We start from the raw sequence: 18259 nt of genomic DNA, 5'->3' as shown, positions 1-18259 counted from the left end.
AGACGTATAGTGGGGCTCAATTATACGTCAATCACAACCCTGTCTCTGCTTTCGTGTTTTGCTTTATAGAGTGCTGCATCGGCGCGTTCGAAGGTCTCATGTATGAGCTCACTTCCCATAACTTGCGCAGCCCCTATAGATACTGTAACTGTAATTCTCTGATTTTTAAATTTAAATGGAATATTTTTTACTTTCTCGCGCACTCTGTTTAAAAGTTGAGCGATATCAGCAGGTGCGACATCAGGTAATAACAGGACAAATTCTTCGCCGCCATAACGGGCCACAAATTCGGTATCTCGTAGTGAGTTTTTCAATGCCATTGCAATCACCTGCAAGGTTTTGTCGCCCGTGCTGTGACCAAAGCTGTCGTTGATAGTTTTGAAGTGGTCGATATCGGCAACCGCCACCCACAGGGGAGATTTATGCCGTTGATAGTTACGGTATTCAAGATCCATGCGCTCTTCTAATGCGGCACGGTTAGGTAACTGAGTTAAGCTGTCGAGCAAGTTAAGTTTTTGCTGTTCGAACAAACGCTCTTTGTAGGTGTTCGCCTCGTTACTTAATTCATTAAGCTCTTTGCGCATTGTTTCCATTGATTTACGCAGTAAGGCTTGTTCTCTTTGCTCTAAGGCTTCTTTACGGGCCAATGCTGAACGAATGGAGTTAAGTTGCTCAGTCAATTGGGCTTTAAGATCGACAATATCTTCTACATCGATAATGATTTCACCGGCGTTATCGACGCGGGTGTTGATCTCACGATTCAACTGGGTCTTGAGTTGGAAGCTGCGTTGATTGTGGTTGTAAGATTCACTGACCACTTCACGCACTGCGGCTAATGCATCATTGAGGGCAAACAAAAATTCTTGCGATGCCGATTTCTCGCGGGCGATGTTATCAAGTAATAACGCTAAAATGGTTTGGTAGGCTTCGAGCAAGCTATCAACTTCAATCTCAGAAGAGAGCACTTCTTTGATCACTAAGACTTGGTCTCGCTGATCTTTACGAAACTCGATTTCCGAAATCATCTGCGCCAGCTCATGGGCTAGCTGCCTGTGTTTTGGCAAGACATCGAGTTTTTCAGATTCGTTAAATTGTAGCTGTAATATGGTTTCGTAGAAGCCGATGATTTGCTTAACTTTAGGAATATATTCCCAAACTGTGTGGAAAGGTTTAGCCAGATCTTGTTTGAAGTAATTGACTTCTTTTTTGAGTTTTTCAGGTGCAGAGTTCACGCGTTGGATTTGACGGATCACCTGTGACAAACCCGTACGGCTCTCTTCGAGCTGTACCATCACATGGTGATATTGGCCTTTTAGTAGGCGCTCGACATCGACTAATTCTGGCAACGCCTCATCGACTCGCTCAAACGTATTTAAGTTATGGCGAAGTTTGGCGAGTTTATTATCTAGCTCAAGATTTTGCCCTTTACAGGCGAGGCTTAAGTGACCAATAAATTGCAGTAATGTCTGTAACTTTGCGTTTCTGTCTTCATTGACTTCATCGAGGGCAAGTTTGGCCGAATGAAGTTTCTGTTGCAGCAAGGCAAGTTGTGAAACGGTAGCGCTCGAATCCTTCATCCTGAGTGTTGTCCTAACTCTGCAAGGCTAAAAAACATGACGATCCTATGTCCAGATTAGCTGTTAACTCATATGATACTAATGTTATAACACTGGGCGTAGAGTGCAAATGCGATTTACCTATGACTCTGTGATTAATTGCTGATATTGATCAAATATTTTCCAGTAATTGCCTATCTTGGTTGTTTTCCCAGCAAGGCCAGCGAATATCTTCTTTATTACCGTTGGTTTCTAATCTGATTAATCCACGCTCAATGCCTTTTTCAAGGTGTAAAAATAGTGGACTGGCAAACAAGCTCAGAGGGACAAAATCGAGCGCTCTAAGGGCAACATAATAATCGTTACTTCCCTCTAAACTGCGGGCACAGGCGAGCGCCATCTGCACGGTTTCAAACTTTAATTTCGCGGCCATTTTAATTTCAGATTTCGCCAGCAGTGGCAAGTTGGCAAAACCAAGGCGGAAATGATGGACTATGTGCTGTTGGTCGAGTTTCTGGCGTATTTGGCTGATCACGCTTGTTGGCTCAACGGCTTGGGTGAAGCGCACTGCAAATACCCCTTGGCGTATCACATAGACAGGGGATGCGAGCGCATCGGTTAGATGCGTGGCCAGTTGCGCGGTTACTGCATCACTAAAATATTGGCCATAATCTAGATCGGTCGATAGCTGGGCGGGGAAGGCGATAATCCCTAAAGCTGTTGTAGACGCTTGATGTTGATTATGGCCCAAGTGGGCTAATAGTGCCGCATAGCCTAAGTTATGGGTGAAGGGCTCCTGTACGCTCAATTGGGTTAATGCGGCGTTTTTTGCCATGATTTTACGGCGATGATGCAGCATATATGCAATCACTAGCAGCAAGAGTCCAGCAATCAAGCTGCAGATGAGCAGTTGGGTGCGAGTGTTGTTACTTTCCTTAACTGTCTCGGCAAGTTTTCCCTGTACCATGTTGAGCTCAAGTTTGAGCTGCTGCTCCGCAAGGGCCGAGGCCGATACTGGGGAGTCTTTCTCTTTTTCTGAAAGTGTGTTGCTTAGCGCTATGATGCGGGTTTGGGCGTCGATGGTTTTGGTTAATTCACCGAGTTTTTGTGACGCCGTGGCAATCAGTGTGAGCGCGGCTTTTTGTTCATTGACCAGTTTTAAGTCGATAGCCAATGCCAATGCGATATCGGCATGGGTCATCATTAGCGGCCAATCTTGGTTGGTTTGTGCGATTTCGCCAATTAAGAGTTCGTTATAAACCTGATAATGATGGCTTTGTTTTTCTTTGAATATTTGATTTGCCATCAGTAAATATTTTAGGGCGTTAACATTGTCATTAATATTTGAGTAGGCTTGACCAAGATTGTGGAAATTAAGACCTTGGGCAATATAGTTACCGCGTTTGGCATCTAATTGCTGGGCATTAAGGTAGTAATCAATCGCTTTATTCCAATCCCCTTGTTCGCCATAGACCATGGCGATCACTGTCATACAACTTGAAAGATAGGTGTCATTGCCCATTTTTTTAAAGCCTGCCGCGGCTTCATGAGCGTTTTTAAGCGCTTCATCCCATTGCTTTAAGTCACGGTATACCTTAGATAGTTGCAATTGCAGATTGGTTTTCATTGACGGGTAATTAGAGCGATTGGAGATCCGAATTGCTTCACTGTAATGCTGTAAAGATTTGGTCAGCTGCTGATTAAAATTGTAATAAAAGCCAAGTCTAGCTTCTGCCGCCGCGATTAAATAATCGTTTCTGAGCTTATAGGCAATGTCGCGGTACGTGTGGAAGTGCATCAGGGCTGGCACTTCTTGGCGGATTAATAAATGTAAGCCGCCTAAGTGCTCATGAATATTGTGTTTAAGAATCAATGCTTCGATGTCATAACTGTCGTTGATGCGGGTGAGCGCTTCATTATACAGGCCAATCGCTTCTTGATATTTTTGCTCGGTACGGCCAAGGTAACGCCCATTCAACATGGCGACCATTGCAAGTTCATAGGGGGATTGCGCCGCAGTGGATAAAACTGCAATCAAGCTTTTTGCGTCTTGAAAACCGACTTTGGTTTTCACGTTCGGCTCCATATTCAGTCGAGTCAGCAGATACAAAATCTGTTCAAATTCGGTTGGACTGTAGCCTTGCTCTTGGGCTGCACGCTCAAATTGGTCACGGTTTTGGAACGCAAGGGGGAAGGAAATGGATTTGTTGAGCACATCATACATTTGCTGTGGAGATTCTCTTAACTCCACCTCATCAGCTTCGAGATCTCGGCTTTGAACGCTAAAAGGCAGTGACAGCAACAAAGTAAATAAAATAACCGTGAGTTTTTGCATTTGAACTGTGATTCCTCATTCCTTAAGTCAAGGAACTTATTTTGTTAGCTTTTGTTAGCGCCTAATGAGGATGCTACATCGACTTGTTATACTTGGAAAAATCATAAGAAGCATAATAACAGAAGGAAGCAAGAGTGAAACCCAACAGACTATCAATCTTGATATTAAGTGTATTATTTTCGGGCCAAGTATTGGCCGATGTGAAATATCAAATCGACCTCGTTAAACCTGAGCATCATATCGCCCAAGTGAGTGTGACTTTTCCTGAAGTGAAGACCAGCGATTTTACGGTCAATCTGCCAGTGTGGCGCACGGGTAAATATCAAGTATTGCCTTTGGCCGATGGCGTGCGTTTATTTAGCGCCAAAGACAATCAAGGTCATGAACTTCCATGGAAACGTACGGCGAGCGGTGAATGGCAAGTCGCGCTCACGCAGCCAACCAGCGTAACGGTTAGTTATCAGTTGTATGCCAATGAATTAGGCCAAAGGGTTCGCCATATTGATGCGAGCCACGCGTATTTAGATGCCAGCGGCGTGTTCATGTATAGCCCGCAATTTCGCTATGAGCCGGTGTCGGTTCAATTGAACGTTCCTGAAGCGTGGCAAAGTTACTCGGGCATGGCATCAGGCGCACCAGTGCATTCTTTCATCGCACCGAATTACGATGTGTTAATTGATTCCCCTATCGAAACCGGTGTCAGCACCCATAAGCCATTCAGTGCTAATGGCAAAAGTTATGAGTTGGTATTTTGGGGTGAAGGTAACTATGACGCCGATAAAGTCGTTAAGGATTTAACGGCATTAAGTGGTCAAGCAAAGGCTATTTGGGATGATTATCCCTTTGATCGTTATGTGTATATGGTGCACGCCACTAGCGGCGCCAGTGGCGCGACAGAACATGTAAATTCTACGGTTATCCAACTGCCGCGTTTTAGTTTCCGTGAACGCAAGGATTACCTACGCTTTATTAGCACAGCATCCCATGAGTTTATCCATACCTGGAACGTAAAGGCCTATCGTCCTGCGGGACTTGTGCCCTATGATTATCAGCATGAAAACATGACGGAATTACTGTGGATGGCCGAAGGCTCTACCAGTTATTTTCAAGGCCAGTTACTGCTGCGTGCTGAGGTGATGACGCCTAAAGAATTCCTCGAAGACTTAGCTAAACGCGTGGAGAAAAACCAGCTTACTCCAGGGCGTGAAACCCAATCAGTCGCCGAGGCGAGTGCTGGAGAGTGGAGCAGTACGGGCGGCGATTATGCGATTAATCACAGTGTGAATATTTATTCTGAGGGTTATTTAACCTCTTTGGCGTTAGATTTCTCGCTGCTGCAGGATACGAAACTTAAGCATTCATATCGCGATGTGCATCGCCGTTTATATCAAGATCACCGTGTGCCAAAGGGCTATGGTGTTAGCGATGTGCAGCATATCCTCAAAGACTTATCCGGCAAAGATTATGCGCCTTGGTGGCATGCAAACGTGAATAGCCCGATGAGTTTAGATTTCCCTGAGTTGTTATCGCAGGCTGGGTTAGTTTTGTCCTATGGTAAAGATTCAAAAGCCCAGGCATTTGCCGGCATGACGTTAAGCAGCTTCCATGGCTCTTTAGTGTTAGACCAAGTGCTGCGTAATGGCCCTGCATGGCAAGCGGGGATTGTTGCGGGGGATGAAGTATTAGCGATTAATGGTCTTAAGGTGACGGCTGCAGGTTTTGATAAGCGCATAAACGACTTTAAGGCTGGCGATAGCATTGAAGTAACATTATTCAGCAACGATAAAATCAAGCAAGTTAAGCTCCCCCTTAGTGAACAGCAAAGCGGTAAGCTAGTGCTTAAGGGCGATACGAAAGCGACTAAACAGCAAAAAGCCTTCTTCAAGGCTTGGTTAGGCATTGATTGGCCGTTTGATAATAAAGGTGGGTTAGTGTCTAAAACCAATGACTAAATCAAATGGCATTCAGCTTGCGATTAGGCCGAATGCCTTAAATTTAGGCGTTTAACTGTCATAAAAAAGGCGCACCCTCATTTAGACGGTGCGCTTTTTGTTATTTTGTATTTCAAGTTATTCATATAAGAAGAATACGAGTGAGTCGCTAACTTAAGTTTACCTAACTCACGTTAAATTTAATTCAGCTTAAACTTGTGCTTCTTCGAGTCCACCTAGTGCTGCCACGAGTGCATGCATCAAGGCGACCAATTCGCTGCCCATTAAGGCAAAGTCTGCATCTAAACGTGCCATAGGGTCATCAGTGCCCACTTCATCGTTACCCGCTCTAAATTCTTCTGAGAATTTAAGGCGTTTAACGCTGGCATCCGATTGCAATAATAGTGCAATCGATTGGCCGAAATGCAGTGCTAACTTGTGGACTTGCTTGCCTGTTGCGAGGTGAGCTAATACTTCGTCTTCTTTTAAATCCTGCTGCTTGAAACGCACAATACCACCTTCATCCGCTTCGGATTTAAGTTCAGCTTCATCTTGCATTTCAAAAGGTAATGGCGCGCTGCCAAGTTTTAACCATTCGGTTAAATTGGATTCGACTGGCGCTTTAAAGCTCAATGGGATCACTGGCAGACTACCGAGTGCTTTGCGTAGGAGTGCTAACAACTCTTCGGCCTTAGTGGCGCTTGAACTGTCGACAAGGATCATTTCCAGTTCTGGCAATATCAGTGCGTGAGTCTGGCTGCGGCGTGAGAAAGCGCGTGGCAGTAAACTTGTGATGATTTCATCTTTTAGCGCATCTTTTTCTTTTTTCGCCATCTTACGATTTTCTTCATCTTCAATGAGGGCGACTTTTTCTTCTAGGGCTTCTTTGACGACTTGGCCTGGGAGGATTTTCTCTTCTTTAGTCACACAGATCAGATGGCGATTGTCGGCGCTGTGTACCAAAGAACTGCCTTTTTTGCCTAACGCATTTGAGAAACCAAATTTACTGACATCTTGGCTTGAGCACGGGGAGAAAGTGAAATCGGCCAACGCAGTTTCTAGCGCTTCGGTTTCGACGGCAAAAGGTTTATTGAAACGATAAAGAGTAAGATTTTTAAACCACATAAGAGGCGCTCATTGAAAATTAAAGTGGCAGTTTACGGCATAGTTTGGGCGGGGTAAACCTGTGTTCGACAGCTAATTTCTAGTGGCTAATCAGAATTCATTAAACTGTAACATAAGAATTAACTCGGCTGTAGGCCCCATCTTTACTGGGTTTAGCACCAAGCTTAGCGTCAGCTTTTTTACCTTGCGCACTAAACAGTCACAATTGAAATAAAACTGAAACACATTCATTGCACACTTTCGGTCGTTCCAAACCAATAACCAAGACGAACATAACGTCGAAAGGATTAAATGATGAACGTTTTTTGTAAAACTCTACTTGCTTCTGCGCTAGCTTCTGCAACTCTGGCTTCAGCTTATGCCGCTGAGCCACTGACTGTTTATGGTAAGTTGAATGTCACCGCTCAATCAAATGATGAGAAAGGTGATGCTACAACAACTATTCAAAGTAATGCTTCTCGTTTTGGTGTGAAGGGTAATTTCGAACTGTCTAGCTCGCTGGAAGCGTTCTACACAGTTGAATACGAAGTTGATACAGGTGCTGCGACTAGCGACAACTTTAAAGCTCGTAACCAATTTGTTGGCCTAAAAGGCGCATTCGGTTCGTTCTCAGTTGGTCGTAACGACACGCTGTTAAAAATCTCTCAAGGTAACGTTGACCAATTCAACGATTTATCTGGCGACTTAAAAAGCCTGTTCAAAGGCGACAACCGTTTAGGTCAAACTGCGACTTACTTATCTCCATCAATCAGCGGTTTTGTATTCGGTGCGACTTATGCTGCTGAAGGTGATGCTGACCAACAGGGTCAAGATGGTTTCAGCTTAGCCGCTATGTACGGTGACGCTAAACTGAAAAAATCACCTATCTATGCTGCTATAGCTTATGACTCAGATGTGAAAGGTTATGAAATCCTGCGTGCATCGGTTCAAGGTAAAATCGCTAATTTAACTTTAGGCGGTATGTACCAACAACAGGAAGAAACTTATAAAAACGCGCTGCCTGTAACGACCGATAGCGTTAATGGTTACCTGTTCAGTGCCGCTTACGATATCGATGCTGTTACTTTGAAAGCACAATATCAAGACATGGAAGACAAAGGTGATTCATGGTCAGTAGGTGCTGATTATGCACTGGCTAAACCTACTAAAGTCTTCGCTTTCTACACCAATCGTTCGTTAGAAGCGTCTACTGATGATGACAAATATATCGGTGTTGGCTTAGAACACAAATTCTAAATCCAGTATTAAGATTCAATTAAGGAGGCATATTGCCTCCTTTTTTATTGCTATAAACAAACAGTTATATAAACTTATTATGACAAATATTACTACTATATGGCTCAAACGGCGTGCTAATTCATAAATCTGTAATAAAAATGACTAATAATAGCCGTGTTGACATTCACTGACAGAAAATCACTTATGACTGCAAGGATATTGATAGTAGAAGACGAGTTAGCCATCCGCGAGATGCTGACTTTTGTAATGGAACAGCATGGGTTTACGACCTCTGCGGCGGAAGATTTTGATTCGGCCATTGCGCTGCTAAAGGAGCCTTACCCCGATCTGATTTTATTGGATTGGATGTTTCCTGGCGGAAGTGGTATTCAATTGGCGAAACGCTTGAAGCAAGATGAGTTCACGCGTCAAATTCCGATCATCATGTTAACTGCCCGCGGTGAAGAGGAAGATAAAGTCAAAGGTCTCGAAGTCGGCGCCGATGATTACATCACTAAACCTTTCTCCCCTAAAGAACTTGTCGCACGTATTAAGGCCGTATTGCGTCGCAGTGCACCGACTCGTTTAGAAGAAACCATTGATGTGCAGGGCTTAATGCTCGATCCTGTGAGCCACAGGGTGAGCGTAGGTGATACTGTATTAGATATGGGCCCAACCGAATTTCGTTTATTACACTTTTTCATGACCCACCCAGAACGTGTCTACAGCCGCGAACAGCTGCTCGACAATGTGTGGGGAACCAATGTGTATGTTGAAGACAGAACCGTTGACGTGCATATCAGACGCCTTCGTAAAGCCGTTGAAGAGTCTGGTCACGACCGCTTGATCCAAACGGTTCGTGGCGCAGGTTATCGTTTCTCTACACGCATTTAGTGCCGAATAAGTGTTAGGCACAAGTTAGCTTTTAGGCTATCTTGTGCTCCTCTTATTTAGCCTGATGTTTGGGTTTATTTATGTCTGACTCTTATTCAGGGTACCGGTTGTTTACGCGCTTAGCCTTATATCTACTGCTTTGTGCGCTAATAGGTTTATTGGTAGGGAAACTTCTCTGGATACTCTTTATCGGCATGCTAGGGCTGGTTTGCTGGCATTACCGACAATTATCACGGCTTAACTTTTGGTTATGGCGCGATAGGAAACTCACACCGCCGCAGGGCAGTGGGAGTTGGGAAGGGGTGTTTAATGGCATTTATCGCCTTCAAGGGAAAAATCGTCGACGTGTCGGTCAATTAGCCGCATTGTTGGCGCGATTCCGCCAAGGTGCTGAGGCGTTACCCGATGCAGCTGTGGTGCTCGATTCAGAGCATAATATTTTATGGTGCAACAAGTTAGCGCAACTTATTCTCGGTTTTGTTTGGCCGCAGGATAATGGCCAACGTATTGATAACTTGATCCGCCATCCTGATTTTTCCGCTTATATTAAATCCGCACAATACAAAGAGCCGCTGGAGTTACCTTCGCCAGTATCGGATAGGCGTTTGCTTGAGATCCGTATCATGGCCTACGGTGATAGGCAGCTACTGTTAATTGCGCGGGATATCACTCGTATACGTCAGCTTGAGGGCATGCGTAAAGAGTTTGTCGCGAATGTGTCACATGAGCTGAAAACGCCGCTCACTGTGCTACAGGGTTACCTCGAAATGATGCAAAGCATGGCGGAACCCGATTCGATGAACGTGAAGCCGCTGGCCTTAATGCAGCAGCAGACGCGGCGAATGCAGTCCATGGTCGAACAGCTATTGATATTATCGCGGATTGAAGATGCGGCCGATATCAACCTCGAACATACAGTGAACATGACGCAACTGATGGAGGTGCTGAAGGAAGAAGCTAAAGCGCTGGCACAAGATAGATACGAGTTGAGCTTCTATTGCGAACCAGGGCTTGATTCCCATGGGAATGAATTGCAGCTTCGAAGCGCTTGTTCTAATTTGATTTCTAATGCGATTCGTTACACTGAACCCGGCGGCAAAATCACAGTGCAGTGGCGCAGTATGGCCACGGGAGCCATCTTTAGCGTAACGGATACGGGCGAAGGCATTGCGCCCCAGCACATAGGTCGATTAACTGAACGTTTTTATCGGGTAGACAGTGCGCGTTCAAGGCAAACCGGTGGCAGTGGTTTAGGTCTTGCGATTGTAAAGCATGCACTTAACCATCATCACAGTGAGCTTAAAATCAGCAGTGAATTGGGTAAAGGCAGTACCTTTAGCTTTGTTATTCCGTTGCATCTTATCGAGCGTAAGAAATAAATTGCTTGATTGAAATATTCGCAATTAATAATAAAAACAGGTCACTATGGCCTGTTTTTTATTTCTAGGGCTACTGAGTTCATTATTAATGACAGAAAAAATCGATATAACGCATTGTCATCTAAGTGTCACATTACGGACATAGAATTGTCATTGTAGCGATTGATACTGGCTGCGTCTGAAGAAACTTAAGTTACAAATTAGTTAGCTTACTACTGGAGCACATAATGAAACTGAAAAAGCTTGTCGGCGCGATTACCCTAACAGCCGCTGGTGTATTCTCTGCAACTGCGATGGCATCGATTGATCAATCTCTGCCAACCTATGAAAAAGCAAGTGGCGTGTCAGGCAACTTATCATCTGTAGGTTCAGATACGTTAGCCAACATGATGACACTTTGGGCTGAAGAATTTAAACAAATGTACCCTAACGTCAACATTCAGATCCAAGCGGCAGGTTCTTCTACTGCGCCACCAGCGTTGACTGAAGGCACTTCACAATTCGGCCCAATGAGCCGCAAGATGAAGCCTAACGAAATCGAAGCGTTTGAAAAACATTATGGTTATAAGCCAACTGAAATTCGCGTAGCTATCGATGCTTTAGCTGTATTCGTACACAAAGATAACCCAATCAAAGGTTTAAGCGTTGAACAGGTTGATGGTATTTTCTCTTCTACTCACAAATGTGGTAGCAGCGATATCCAACGTTGGGGTGAGTTGGGTTTAGACGGTAACTGGTCTGCTAAAGACGTACAACTTTACGGTCGTAACTCTGTATCAGGTACTTATGGTTACTTTAAAGAGCACGCACTGTGTAAAGGTGACTTTAAAGCTAACGTGAACGAGCAACCTGGTTCTGCATCTGTTGTGCAATCAGTTTCTCAATCTCTAAACGCGATTGGTTACTCAGGTATTGGCTACAAAACCGCTGGTGTTAAAGCAGTGGCAATTGCTAAAAAAGGTAATGAGTTTATCGAAGCAACGGCAGAAAACGCAGCTAACGGTACTTATCCATTATCACGTTACCTATATGTTTACGTGAACAAGCAACCAAATAAAGACTTAGCACCAATGGAAAAAGAATTTATCCGTTACGTGTTGTCTAAGCAAGGCCAGCAAGTAGTTGAAAAAGATGGTTATGTTACTATTCCGAAAAGTGTTGTAGCCAAAGATTTAGAAAAAGTGGGTATCCGCTTGTAAGTTAAACGGCTTGTGACTCAAGGACCTCCTCGGAGGTCCTTTTTGTTTTTTGGGTTTTATCTGAACTGTGTTGTTTGGTCATTTTGTCTGGTAAATGCCAAATCAAAGACATAAAAAAAGCAACCTAAATAGGTTGCTGTAAATTCCAAATCGGAATCTTGGGACGGTCGCGCTAGAAACCATCTAAAGGAGAATGATGATGAACGAAGAAACTCATTGCAAAGATTCGGTTCATAATATCTGACTCAACATCTTTAAATTAGTTCAGAGAAAGTGCGAAATATTTTAAATAATTTTGCATTTGTTTTTATAAGAAGTGCGAGCCTCTATTTTTTCTCAGTTTCTTCAGTTTGCTCGTCGCTATTGGCGCTGTTGGCCGCCGCAACGGGCAAATCTTGCATCACGAAAGAAAACCGATTGCAGTTCTGTGATCGCCGCCAAAGATGAACTGTTACAAAAAACTCGCCTATAACGTGCCGATAAGCTGACTTAAAGCTCAGTTACGATTTGCCTCTGTGCAAATGTGCAGTCGATAATAACGCCTAACAATCCGTGATGAGTTATGACAGTGGCAAGTTATGACTGTGTAGTTATAACAGTGACAAGTCATGAAGCGCTGCACCACAGCTGCGCGGTATACAACTCACGATTAAGTATTCAAACTTTACCCTATACATTAAGAGCCAGAGCTTAGAGGGCTAGCGCCCAGAGCCCAGAACTTGAATATCGAGGCGACAGTGTTACAAACAACTAAGAATAAGTTAGCGGATGCAACGACTTGGGATTTCACCCGAGATTACCATTCTTTTGCTAATACCGAACAAGTGCAAGTGAGACATGTCTCTTTGGATTTAGTGGTGGATATTGACGCGCAGCGTCTTTTCGGTAAAGCGACGCTGTCCTTGGATTACCTTGAGCCCGATGTAACAGAGCTTTGGCTCGATAGCCGCGATCTAACCATACTCGCGGTTACTGCTGTGAATGATTCAGATAGCGTCAATGCCACTGATACAGTGAGTGTTCTAACAACAGAAAATGAGGAGCCGCTCGATTTTGTGCTGAGTGAAACCAATTCCATTCTCGGGCAAAAATTATGTATCAGTTTACCAACGTCACCTTGCAAACAGGTTTGTATTCACTATCACACCTCTCCCGCCGCCCAAGGATTACAGTGGCTAGCACCTGAGCAAACTGCGGGTAAACAGTTACCTTATCTCTTCAGTCAATCGCAACCGATCAATGCCCGCAGCTGGATCCCACTACAGGACACGCCTAAGGCGAGAGTGACCTTTGATGCTAAAGTGCAAGTGCCCAAAGGCATGCGCGCGGTTATGAGTGCGATGAATCATCCCGACACGCCGCTTAATGGTGTGTTTCACTTTGAGATGGAACGACCTATTCCGACTCATTTGATGGCGCTGGCCGTCGGTGATATTGCCTTTCAAGCGATAGGCCCAAGATGCGGGGTGTATACTGAGCCAAGTATGTTGGCGGCCGCCGCAAAAGAGTTTGAAGACACCGAACATATGCTCGAGGTTGCCGAGTCATTGTTAGGTCCTTATGTGTGGGACCGTTACGACATGATTATCCTGCCGCCGAGTTTCCCCTTTGGCGGGATGGAAAATCCACGTTTAGCCTTTCTAACGCCTACACTTATCGCCGGCGATAAAAGCTTAGTGTCAACCGTTGCCCATGAGTTAGCGCATTCGTGGACGGGCAATTTAGTCAGTAATGCAACCTGGCGAGATCTCTGGTTAAACGAAGGTTTTACGACTTACTTTACTAACCGTATTGTGGAAGCGGTTTACGGCAAAGAACAAGCAGAGTTGGAGTGGGTGATAGAGTTTGGTCGCTTAACAGAAGAAATGGCGTCTTTGCCTAAGGATAAACAAACCTTGCCCGCCAATGTGCAGCAGGGCGATCCCAACCTTGCCTTTAATCGTTTTACCTATGATAAAGCTTCGATGTTTGTCCATGATCTCGAGCGCAGACTAGGGCGAGTGGCGTTTGATAAATTTTTACGCAACTATGTGGACCATTTTGCCTTTAAGGCGATTACCACCGAAGTGTTTGTAGAATACGCGCAGCAAATCTTACTGCCATTTCACTCAGATAAGATCTCTGAAGCCGAGCTGTTAACGTGGATTTATGGCAAAGGTTTGCCCGAGGGATATTGCGGACCAACATCCATGAGTTTAGATAAAGTCGATGATGCGCTGGCGAGTTTTTTACAGGGAACGGCCGCGAGCCAATTAAGCGTGAAAGATTGGCGAGTACATCATTGGCAGTATTTTCTGACCCAATTACCTGAAGTCGTCAGCCAAGTGCAACTGATGGATCTGGACGAAACGTTCCGATTCACTCAATCGACTAATGCGGAAATTGCCTGTGATTGGTTTAGGGTGGCGATTCGCAATCATTACGACCCTGTGTTGCCGGCTTTAAGTGCTTATTTAGTGCGTATTGGACGCGGTAAATTTGTGCGGCCACTTTATGCTGAGCTGCAAATCGCGGGATATCATTCTGAGTTAAAAGATATCTATACAAAGGCTCGCGCAGGTTATCACCCTTCAATTCAAGTTCAATTAGACAAGTCGCTAATATTATAGATATTTAGGCGATTATAGAGATTTAGGTGCGTATAGAAATTTAAGTAAAAAAAATGGCAACCTAAGGTTGCCACAAGGAAATCAGTGCGGGATACAAGTAGAATTCAGTGCGCTAGCGTGTTTTCTATTGTGTCCCAAAAGGGAGATGATGATGAACGACCAACTAATTAGACTCAATGCGATAGAACAGAAACTGTGTCATTTGAGTAGATGAAACTGCGACTTCACATATTTCATTCCCAAGCTGCATTTAATCTTATCCGTTAATCCTTACCTATACTCAGAGTCGCCATTTTTAATTAAGTTCATCGATATCGCAAAAAAACACCAAAAAGTTTAAAAAAGAATTTCTGAGAGATAAAAAGCAGTTGAAATGAAGCATTACATTTATTTGACATATAAATCATTGGGATAAAAAAAGGCAACCCAATGGTTGCCTAGTGACCTATTCCTAGGTCAAGGGGGCCGCGCTAGAAGCCCCAGGGAGATGATGAACATGAAAAAGACATTCACTGTTCAATACATTTGAGGGGGCTTGTACGGTTAAAGTTCCATAAAAAAGTTAAAATAAATCTAAATTTTTATAAAACGTAAAATTTCAAATAGATAGCGAGTAAATTATTTTAGCAAAGCGGCAATTTTACTTTCTAACGCTTCGGGTTTCGTGGTCGATGCAAATCGTTCAATCGCTTCGCCTTGGCGATTAACTAAAAATTTGGTGAAATTCCATTTGATACCTTGAGTACCTAATACACCGGGAGCGGCTTTCTTAAGGTATTGATAAAGTGGATGGGTATGTTCGCCATTCACATCTATTTTAGAAAATAGCGGAAACGTCACGCCAAAATTCAATTCACAAAAGGCTTGAATACCTTGCTCATCGGCTTTTTCTTGGGCGCCAAATTGATTGCAAGGAAAGCCCAAAATCACTAATCCTTGATCTTTGTATTCTTGATATAACGCTTCTAATCCCTTGTATTGCGGTGTAAATCCACATTCACTGGCGGTGTTGACGATCAAGAGTACTTTGCCTCGATACTGCTCTAAACTTACTGTGTTGCCTTGAATGTCTGTCGCTGATTGGCTGTATATATTCGTAGTCATGTTCACCTCCATAGGATCTTAGTCAAACAGCATAAACCTAAAAATAATTTTCAGCAATATAGTTGTGCGCAATTCATTTTATGAGTTTGCTAATTTACTTAATTATCAATATAGTTACAGCAATTTTGTAGCTAAAGAAAAGGGCATCTGTGTGACAGAAAATGACGCAGAATACGAAACAAACATGCAAGCGGACGTGGGGCAGGTTGTTCAACAACTCACTGAAGTTGAAGGCGAAGAACAAGCTGAAGTGTTTAGCGAAATTTTGAATGACTCAGAACCTGGAACCATAGCCTTAGCGCTTGAATCCTTGCCCTTGGATGAGCGTTACGAGCGTTGGCAGCAAGTTGAATTTGCTGACCGAGTGACAGTGTTGAGTTTAATGCGTGCCGATCCGCGCATGGGGATCCTTAAACGGATGCCCGACAATGAAGTGGACTTGCTATTTGCCCAGTTAAGCCCAGAAGATTTAATTGAGTGGAGTGATTATCTCCCTGAAAGTTTTACCGATCGCGCCTTGGCCCAGATGGGCGAGCGTCAGCGACAACGATTCGAACTCTACGATCAGTACTCTGAGAATGAAATCGGGCGCTATACCGATCATCAAATGTTGGTGCTCAGTGATAAGGCGAGCGTTGCTCAGGCACAGCGCTTTTTCCGCCGTATCGAACTCGATTGTAACGACAATTTGTTTATCGTTGATGATCAGGATAAGTATCAAGGCACAGTGCGTCGGTATGACATTTTTAAACATAATCCCGATGAATTATTGATTTCACTCTTGTCCGAGGATAGCCGTGCGTTATCCGCTGACACGAGTTTATTGGAAGCGGCCGAAGCGATAGAGCACAGCCGCGAAATCGAATTGCCTGTGATCGATGAGTCTGGCGAGTTAATTGGTCGCGTGACGCTGCGAACTGCGACCGCTTTAGTGCGTGAACATTATGAAGCGCAATTGATGGCAACTGCGGGTATGGATGAGTCCGACGACTTGTTCGCGCCGATTATGAAAGGCGCCCAGCGCCGCGCTGTGTGGCTCGGGATCAATTTACTGACGGCTTTCCTCGCTTCGGCGACGATTGGCTTATTTGAAAATGTGTTATCCCAAGTGGTCGCGTTAGCAGTGTTAATGCCGATTGTGGCTTCTATGGGCGGCATTGCGGGTAGTCAGTCGTTGACGCTGATGATCCGCGGTATGGCCATGGGACAGATTTCAGCGGGTAACTTGTTTTCGTTAATGAAGAACGAACTCGGTATTGGCATAGTTAACGGATTTTTGTGGGCGATAGTTATAGGTTTAGTCGCGGGCTGGTGGTTCGGTGAAGCGACCATAGGCATAGTGATTGGCTGCGCAATTTTGATTAACATGGCCGTGGCAGCAATTGCTGGTGTGGTCGTGCCTATGGTGCTGCAGAAGTTTAACCAAGATGCGGCGCTGTCGGGTTCAGTGATCTTAACCACAGTGACAGATGTGGTTGGCTTCTTTACTTTCTTAGGTATGGCGACCCTCTTGTATCTGTAGTGCATTGGTATATAAACAGTTATATCAATAGTGCTCTGTTAGATTTGTAGTGTGAGAGTGATAGCGAAGTGGGATATGAGTGCACAGCTAAGTGGCGTGCATTCCCCGTATGTTGGCAACATTAACGGTTTAATCTGGATATGAGTGACATTCAGTTTGTAATAAGTGAACAGTTAGAGGAATTAGCGCTGGCGGCACAATTGATTGATGGGCGTGATGATAACGCCCATCCGCTGGACCATCAGGTATTTTTCGATTCTCGTGCGGTGATCTTAGCGAAAACCCTTGAGGGCGAGATAGTCGGTTGCGCTGCGATAAAAGCCGGTAAAGGCACTGTCGATAAAGGCACTGTCGGTGAATTGGGTTATCTGGTGGTGTCGCCCTATTATCGACGTCAGGGCATAGCTCAAGGTTTAACGCAAAAACGTATCGAAGTGGCGAAGGCTTTAGGGATCTCGATTTTATACGCCACTATTCGCGCCGAGAACACCTCGAGCCAAGCCAATTTGTTGAAGGCGGGCTTTCAATTTTGGCGTGATTATTTGAGTATCCGCGGCACGGGCAACACTGTGGGTTGGTATTATTTAGCCTTAAGTGCCAATGTCGACGCTGAAGCGATAATGCTGTCTTTAGTGGGTGATCGCATTCAAGCAGTATAATTGTGCTGTAAGTGAAAAGACTTAGATCTTCAGCTGTTTCAAGTTTGTTTTGCATTTGTATATCCCTCGCAAATTATCCCCATTTATACGCAAATAGGCTGATTTTCTTTATTTATTCGGTATGATCCGCGGCTATTACCCACAGTCATTTATTGAGGTGTTTTTATGGCTAAGTTCAGAGTAGCAAGTGTTTTATTATTGAGTGCGGCAGCGCTGCAAGTGAATGCGTCAGAATTTAATCTTGGGTTGAACAACGATGTGGTTTCTACTGAGTTAGAACTGCAATTGAGCAAAGATACTAACGCAGTGTTAGGTTATATCTATGCTGACGAGGGCGGCCATATTGCCCAAGGTGCAATGCACATGACCCATGATGTGGGTGTGCATCACTTTGAAGTTGGCGCTAAGTTAAGTCAGCTTTGGTCTGACTATTCTCCAAATGGTAGCGCCATTTCTGTTGGTGGCCGTTATGCGCTATCTATGGGACCTAATATTTCATTACACGCCGCCGCTTACTACGCACCGTCAGTCTTATCGTTTGGTAATGTTGATGGTCAATATGAGCTCGATTCAAAAGTGCAATACCGCGTAACGCCAAACATGGCGTTTTATGTTGGTTATCGCAAGATTGCCTATGAGTACGATAATGCGCGCGATTTCACTTTCGAAGATGGCGTGTATATTGGCGGTAAATTCCGCTTCTAAAACAAATCGTTTTGATCTCGCTG

The 18259-nt window shown here is 44.3% G+C and carries 13 protein-coding genes; 9 read left to right on the top strand and 4 right to left on the bottom strand.

The genetic code is table 11. From position 1 onward, the window contains the following. Positions 1-20 precede the first annotated feature (20 nt). Together Q4Q50_RS00580 and Q4Q50_RS00575 are read right to left on the bottom strand one after the other, a co-directional pair. Positions 21-1577: a GGDEF domain-containing protein gene (locus Q4Q50_RS00580; protein ID WP_259215347.1), complete on the bottom strand. Its 1557-nt coding sequence runs from the start codon at positions 1575-1577 to the stop codon at positions 21-23. A gap of 151 nt (positions 1578-1728) precedes the next feature. Beyond that, positions 1729-3891: a tetratricopeptide repeat protein gene (locus tag Q4Q50_RS00575; RefSeq protein ID WP_311897890.1), complete on the bottom strand. Its 2163-nt coding sequence runs from the start codon at positions 3889-3891 to the stop codon at positions 1729-1731. A gap of 134 nt (positions 3892-4025) precedes the next feature. Here Q4Q50_RS00575 and Q4Q50_RS00570 point away from each other — a divergent pair, with 134 nt between their 5' ends. Beyond that, positions 4026-5843 carry a M61 family metallopeptidase gene (locus Q4Q50_RS00570; protein WP_311897888.1) on the top strand — a complete coding sequence of 606 codons (1818 nt, stop codon included), beginning with the start codon at positions 4026-4028 and terminating at the stop codon, positions 5841-5843. A 189-nt stretch (positions 5844-6032) separates the two neighbouring features. Here the strand turns inward: Q4Q50_RS00570 and rdgC are convergent, their stop codons facing one another. Beyond that, the gene (gene rdgC, locus Q4Q50_RS00565) at positions 6033-6947 is read right to left on the bottom strand and encodes a recombination-associated protein RdgC (RefSeq protein WP_006085165.1); all 915 of its coding nucleotides are present in this window, start codon (positions 6945-6947) and stop codon (positions 6033-6035) included. A gap of 291 nt (positions 6948-7238) precedes the next feature. Here rdgC and Q4Q50_RS00560 point away from each other — a divergent pair, with 291 nt between their 5' ends. From Q4Q50_RS00560 to Q4Q50_RS00540, 5 genes are all read left to right on the top strand, one after another. After that, on the top strand, positions 7239-8183 hold the full coding sequence (locus tag Q4Q50_RS00560; protein WP_012088673.1) for a porin: 945 nt from the start codon (positions 7239-7241) through the stop codon (positions 8181-8183). 186 nt (positions 8184-8369) lie between these two features. Next, positions 8370-9059 (top strand): phosphate regulon transcriptional regulator PhoB, encoded by a 690-nt coding sequence (phoB, locus tag Q4Q50_RS00555; RefSeq protein WP_006080904.1) that lies wholly within the window; start codon positions 8370-8372, stop codon positions 9057-9059. Between the two features lie 80 nt (positions 9060-9139). After that, positions 9140-10438, top strand: a complete 1299-nt coding sequence (gene phoR, locus Q4Q50_RS00550) for a phosphate regulon sensor histidine kinase PhoR (RefSeq protein ID WP_311897885.1) — start codon at positions 9140-9142, stop codon at positions 10436-10438. Between the two features lie 227 nt (positions 10439-10665). After that, positions 10666-11637: a PstS family phosphate ABC transporter substrate-binding protein gene (locus tag Q4Q50_RS00545; protein WP_220590777.1), complete on the top strand. Its 972-nt coding sequence runs from the start codon at positions 10666-10668 to the stop codon at positions 11635-11637. A 737-nt stretch (positions 11638-12374) separates the two neighbouring features. After that, on the top strand, positions 12375-14246 hold the full coding sequence (locus Q4Q50_RS00540) for a M1 family metallopeptidase (protein WP_311897883.1): 1872 nt from the start codon (positions 12375-12377) through the stop codon (positions 14244-14246). Positions 14247-14864: 618 nt separating this feature from the next. Here Q4Q50_RS00540 and Q4Q50_RS00535 read toward each other — a convergent pair. Next, a complete protein-coding gene (locus tag Q4Q50_RS00535) occupies positions 14865-15350 on the bottom strand; it encodes a glutathione peroxidase (protein WP_311897882.1) in 486 nt (161 codons plus the stop codon). A gap of 151 nt (positions 15351-15501) precedes the next feature. Between Q4Q50_RS00535 and Q4Q50_RS00530 the strand changes: the two genes are divergently transcribed. The 3 genes from Q4Q50_RS00530 (at position 15502) to Q4Q50_RS00520 (ending at position 18236) form a co-directional block, all read left to right on the top strand. Beyond that, positions 15502-16872, top strand: a complete 1371-nt coding sequence (locus Q4Q50_RS00530; protein WP_011846297.1) for a magnesium transporter — start codon at positions 15502-15504, stop codon at positions 16870-16872. Positions 16873-17012: 140 nt separating this feature from the next. Then, positions 17013-17531, top strand: a complete 519-nt coding sequence (locus Q4Q50_RS00525) for a GNAT family N-acetyltransferase (RefSeq protein ID WP_311897880.1) — start codon at positions 17013-17015, stop codon at positions 17529-17531. A 165-nt stretch (positions 17532-17696) separates the two neighbouring features. Further along, positions 17697-18236, top strand: a complete 540-nt coding sequence (locus Q4Q50_RS00520; RefSeq protein ID WP_006085173.1) for a YfaZ family outer membrane protein — start codon at positions 17697-17699, stop codon at positions 18234-18236. The last annotated feature ends 23 nt before the right edge of the window (positions 18237-18259 follow it).

This window comes from Shewanella scandinavica (assembly GCF_031932065.1).
In the GTDB taxonomy this organism is placed as follows: Bacteria; Pseudomonadota; Gammaproteobacteria; order Enterobacterales; family Shewanellaceae; genus Shewanella; species Shewanella baltica.
The sequence above is the reverse complement of the archived record's forward strand: the minus strand, read 5'-3'. Positions and strand labels throughout refer to the sequence as shown.

Bases quoted from the DNA above. Each gene is read 5' to 3' on its own strand.
- phoB (WP_006080904.1), top strand. From the start codon at position 8,370: ATGACTGCAAGGATATTGATAGTAGAAGACGAGTTAGCCATCCGCGAG.
- Q4Q50_RS00520 (WP_006085173.1), top strand. From the start codon at position 17,697: ATGGCTAAGTTCAGAGTAGCAAGTGTTTTATTATTGAGTGCGGCAGCG.
- Q4Q50_RS00560 (WP_012088673.1), top strand. From the start codon at position 7,239: ATGATGAACGTTTTTTGTAAAACTCTACTTGCTTCTGCGCTAGCTTCT.
- Q4Q50_RS00575 (WP_311897890.1), bottom strand. From the start codon at position 3,891: ATGCAAAAACTCACGGTTATTTTATTTACTTTGTTGCTGTCACTGCCT.
- Q4Q50_RS00545 (WP_220590777.1), top strand. From the start codon at position 10,666: ATGAAACTGAAAAAGCTTGTCGGCGCGATTACCCTAACAGCCGCTGGT.
- Q4Q50_RS00525 (WP_311897880.1), top strand. From the start codon at position 17,013: ATGAGTGACATTCAGTTTGTAATAAGTGAACAGTTAGAGGAATTAGCG.
- rdgC (WP_006085165.1), bottom strand. From the start codon at position 6,947: ATGTGGTTTAAAAATCTTACTCTTTATCGTTTCAATAAACCTTTTGCC.
- Q4Q50_RS00580 (WP_259215347.1), bottom strand. From the start codon at position 1,577: ATGAAGGATTCGAGCGCTACCGTTTCACAACTTGCCTTGCTGCAACAG.
- Q4Q50_RS00535 (WP_311897882.1), bottom strand. From the start codon at position 15,350: ATGACTACGAATATATACAGCCAATCAGCGACAGACATTCAAGGCAAC.
- phoR (WP_311897885.1), top strand. From the start codon at position 9,140: ATGTCTGACTCTTATTCAGGGTACCGGTTGTTTACGCGCTTAGCCTTA.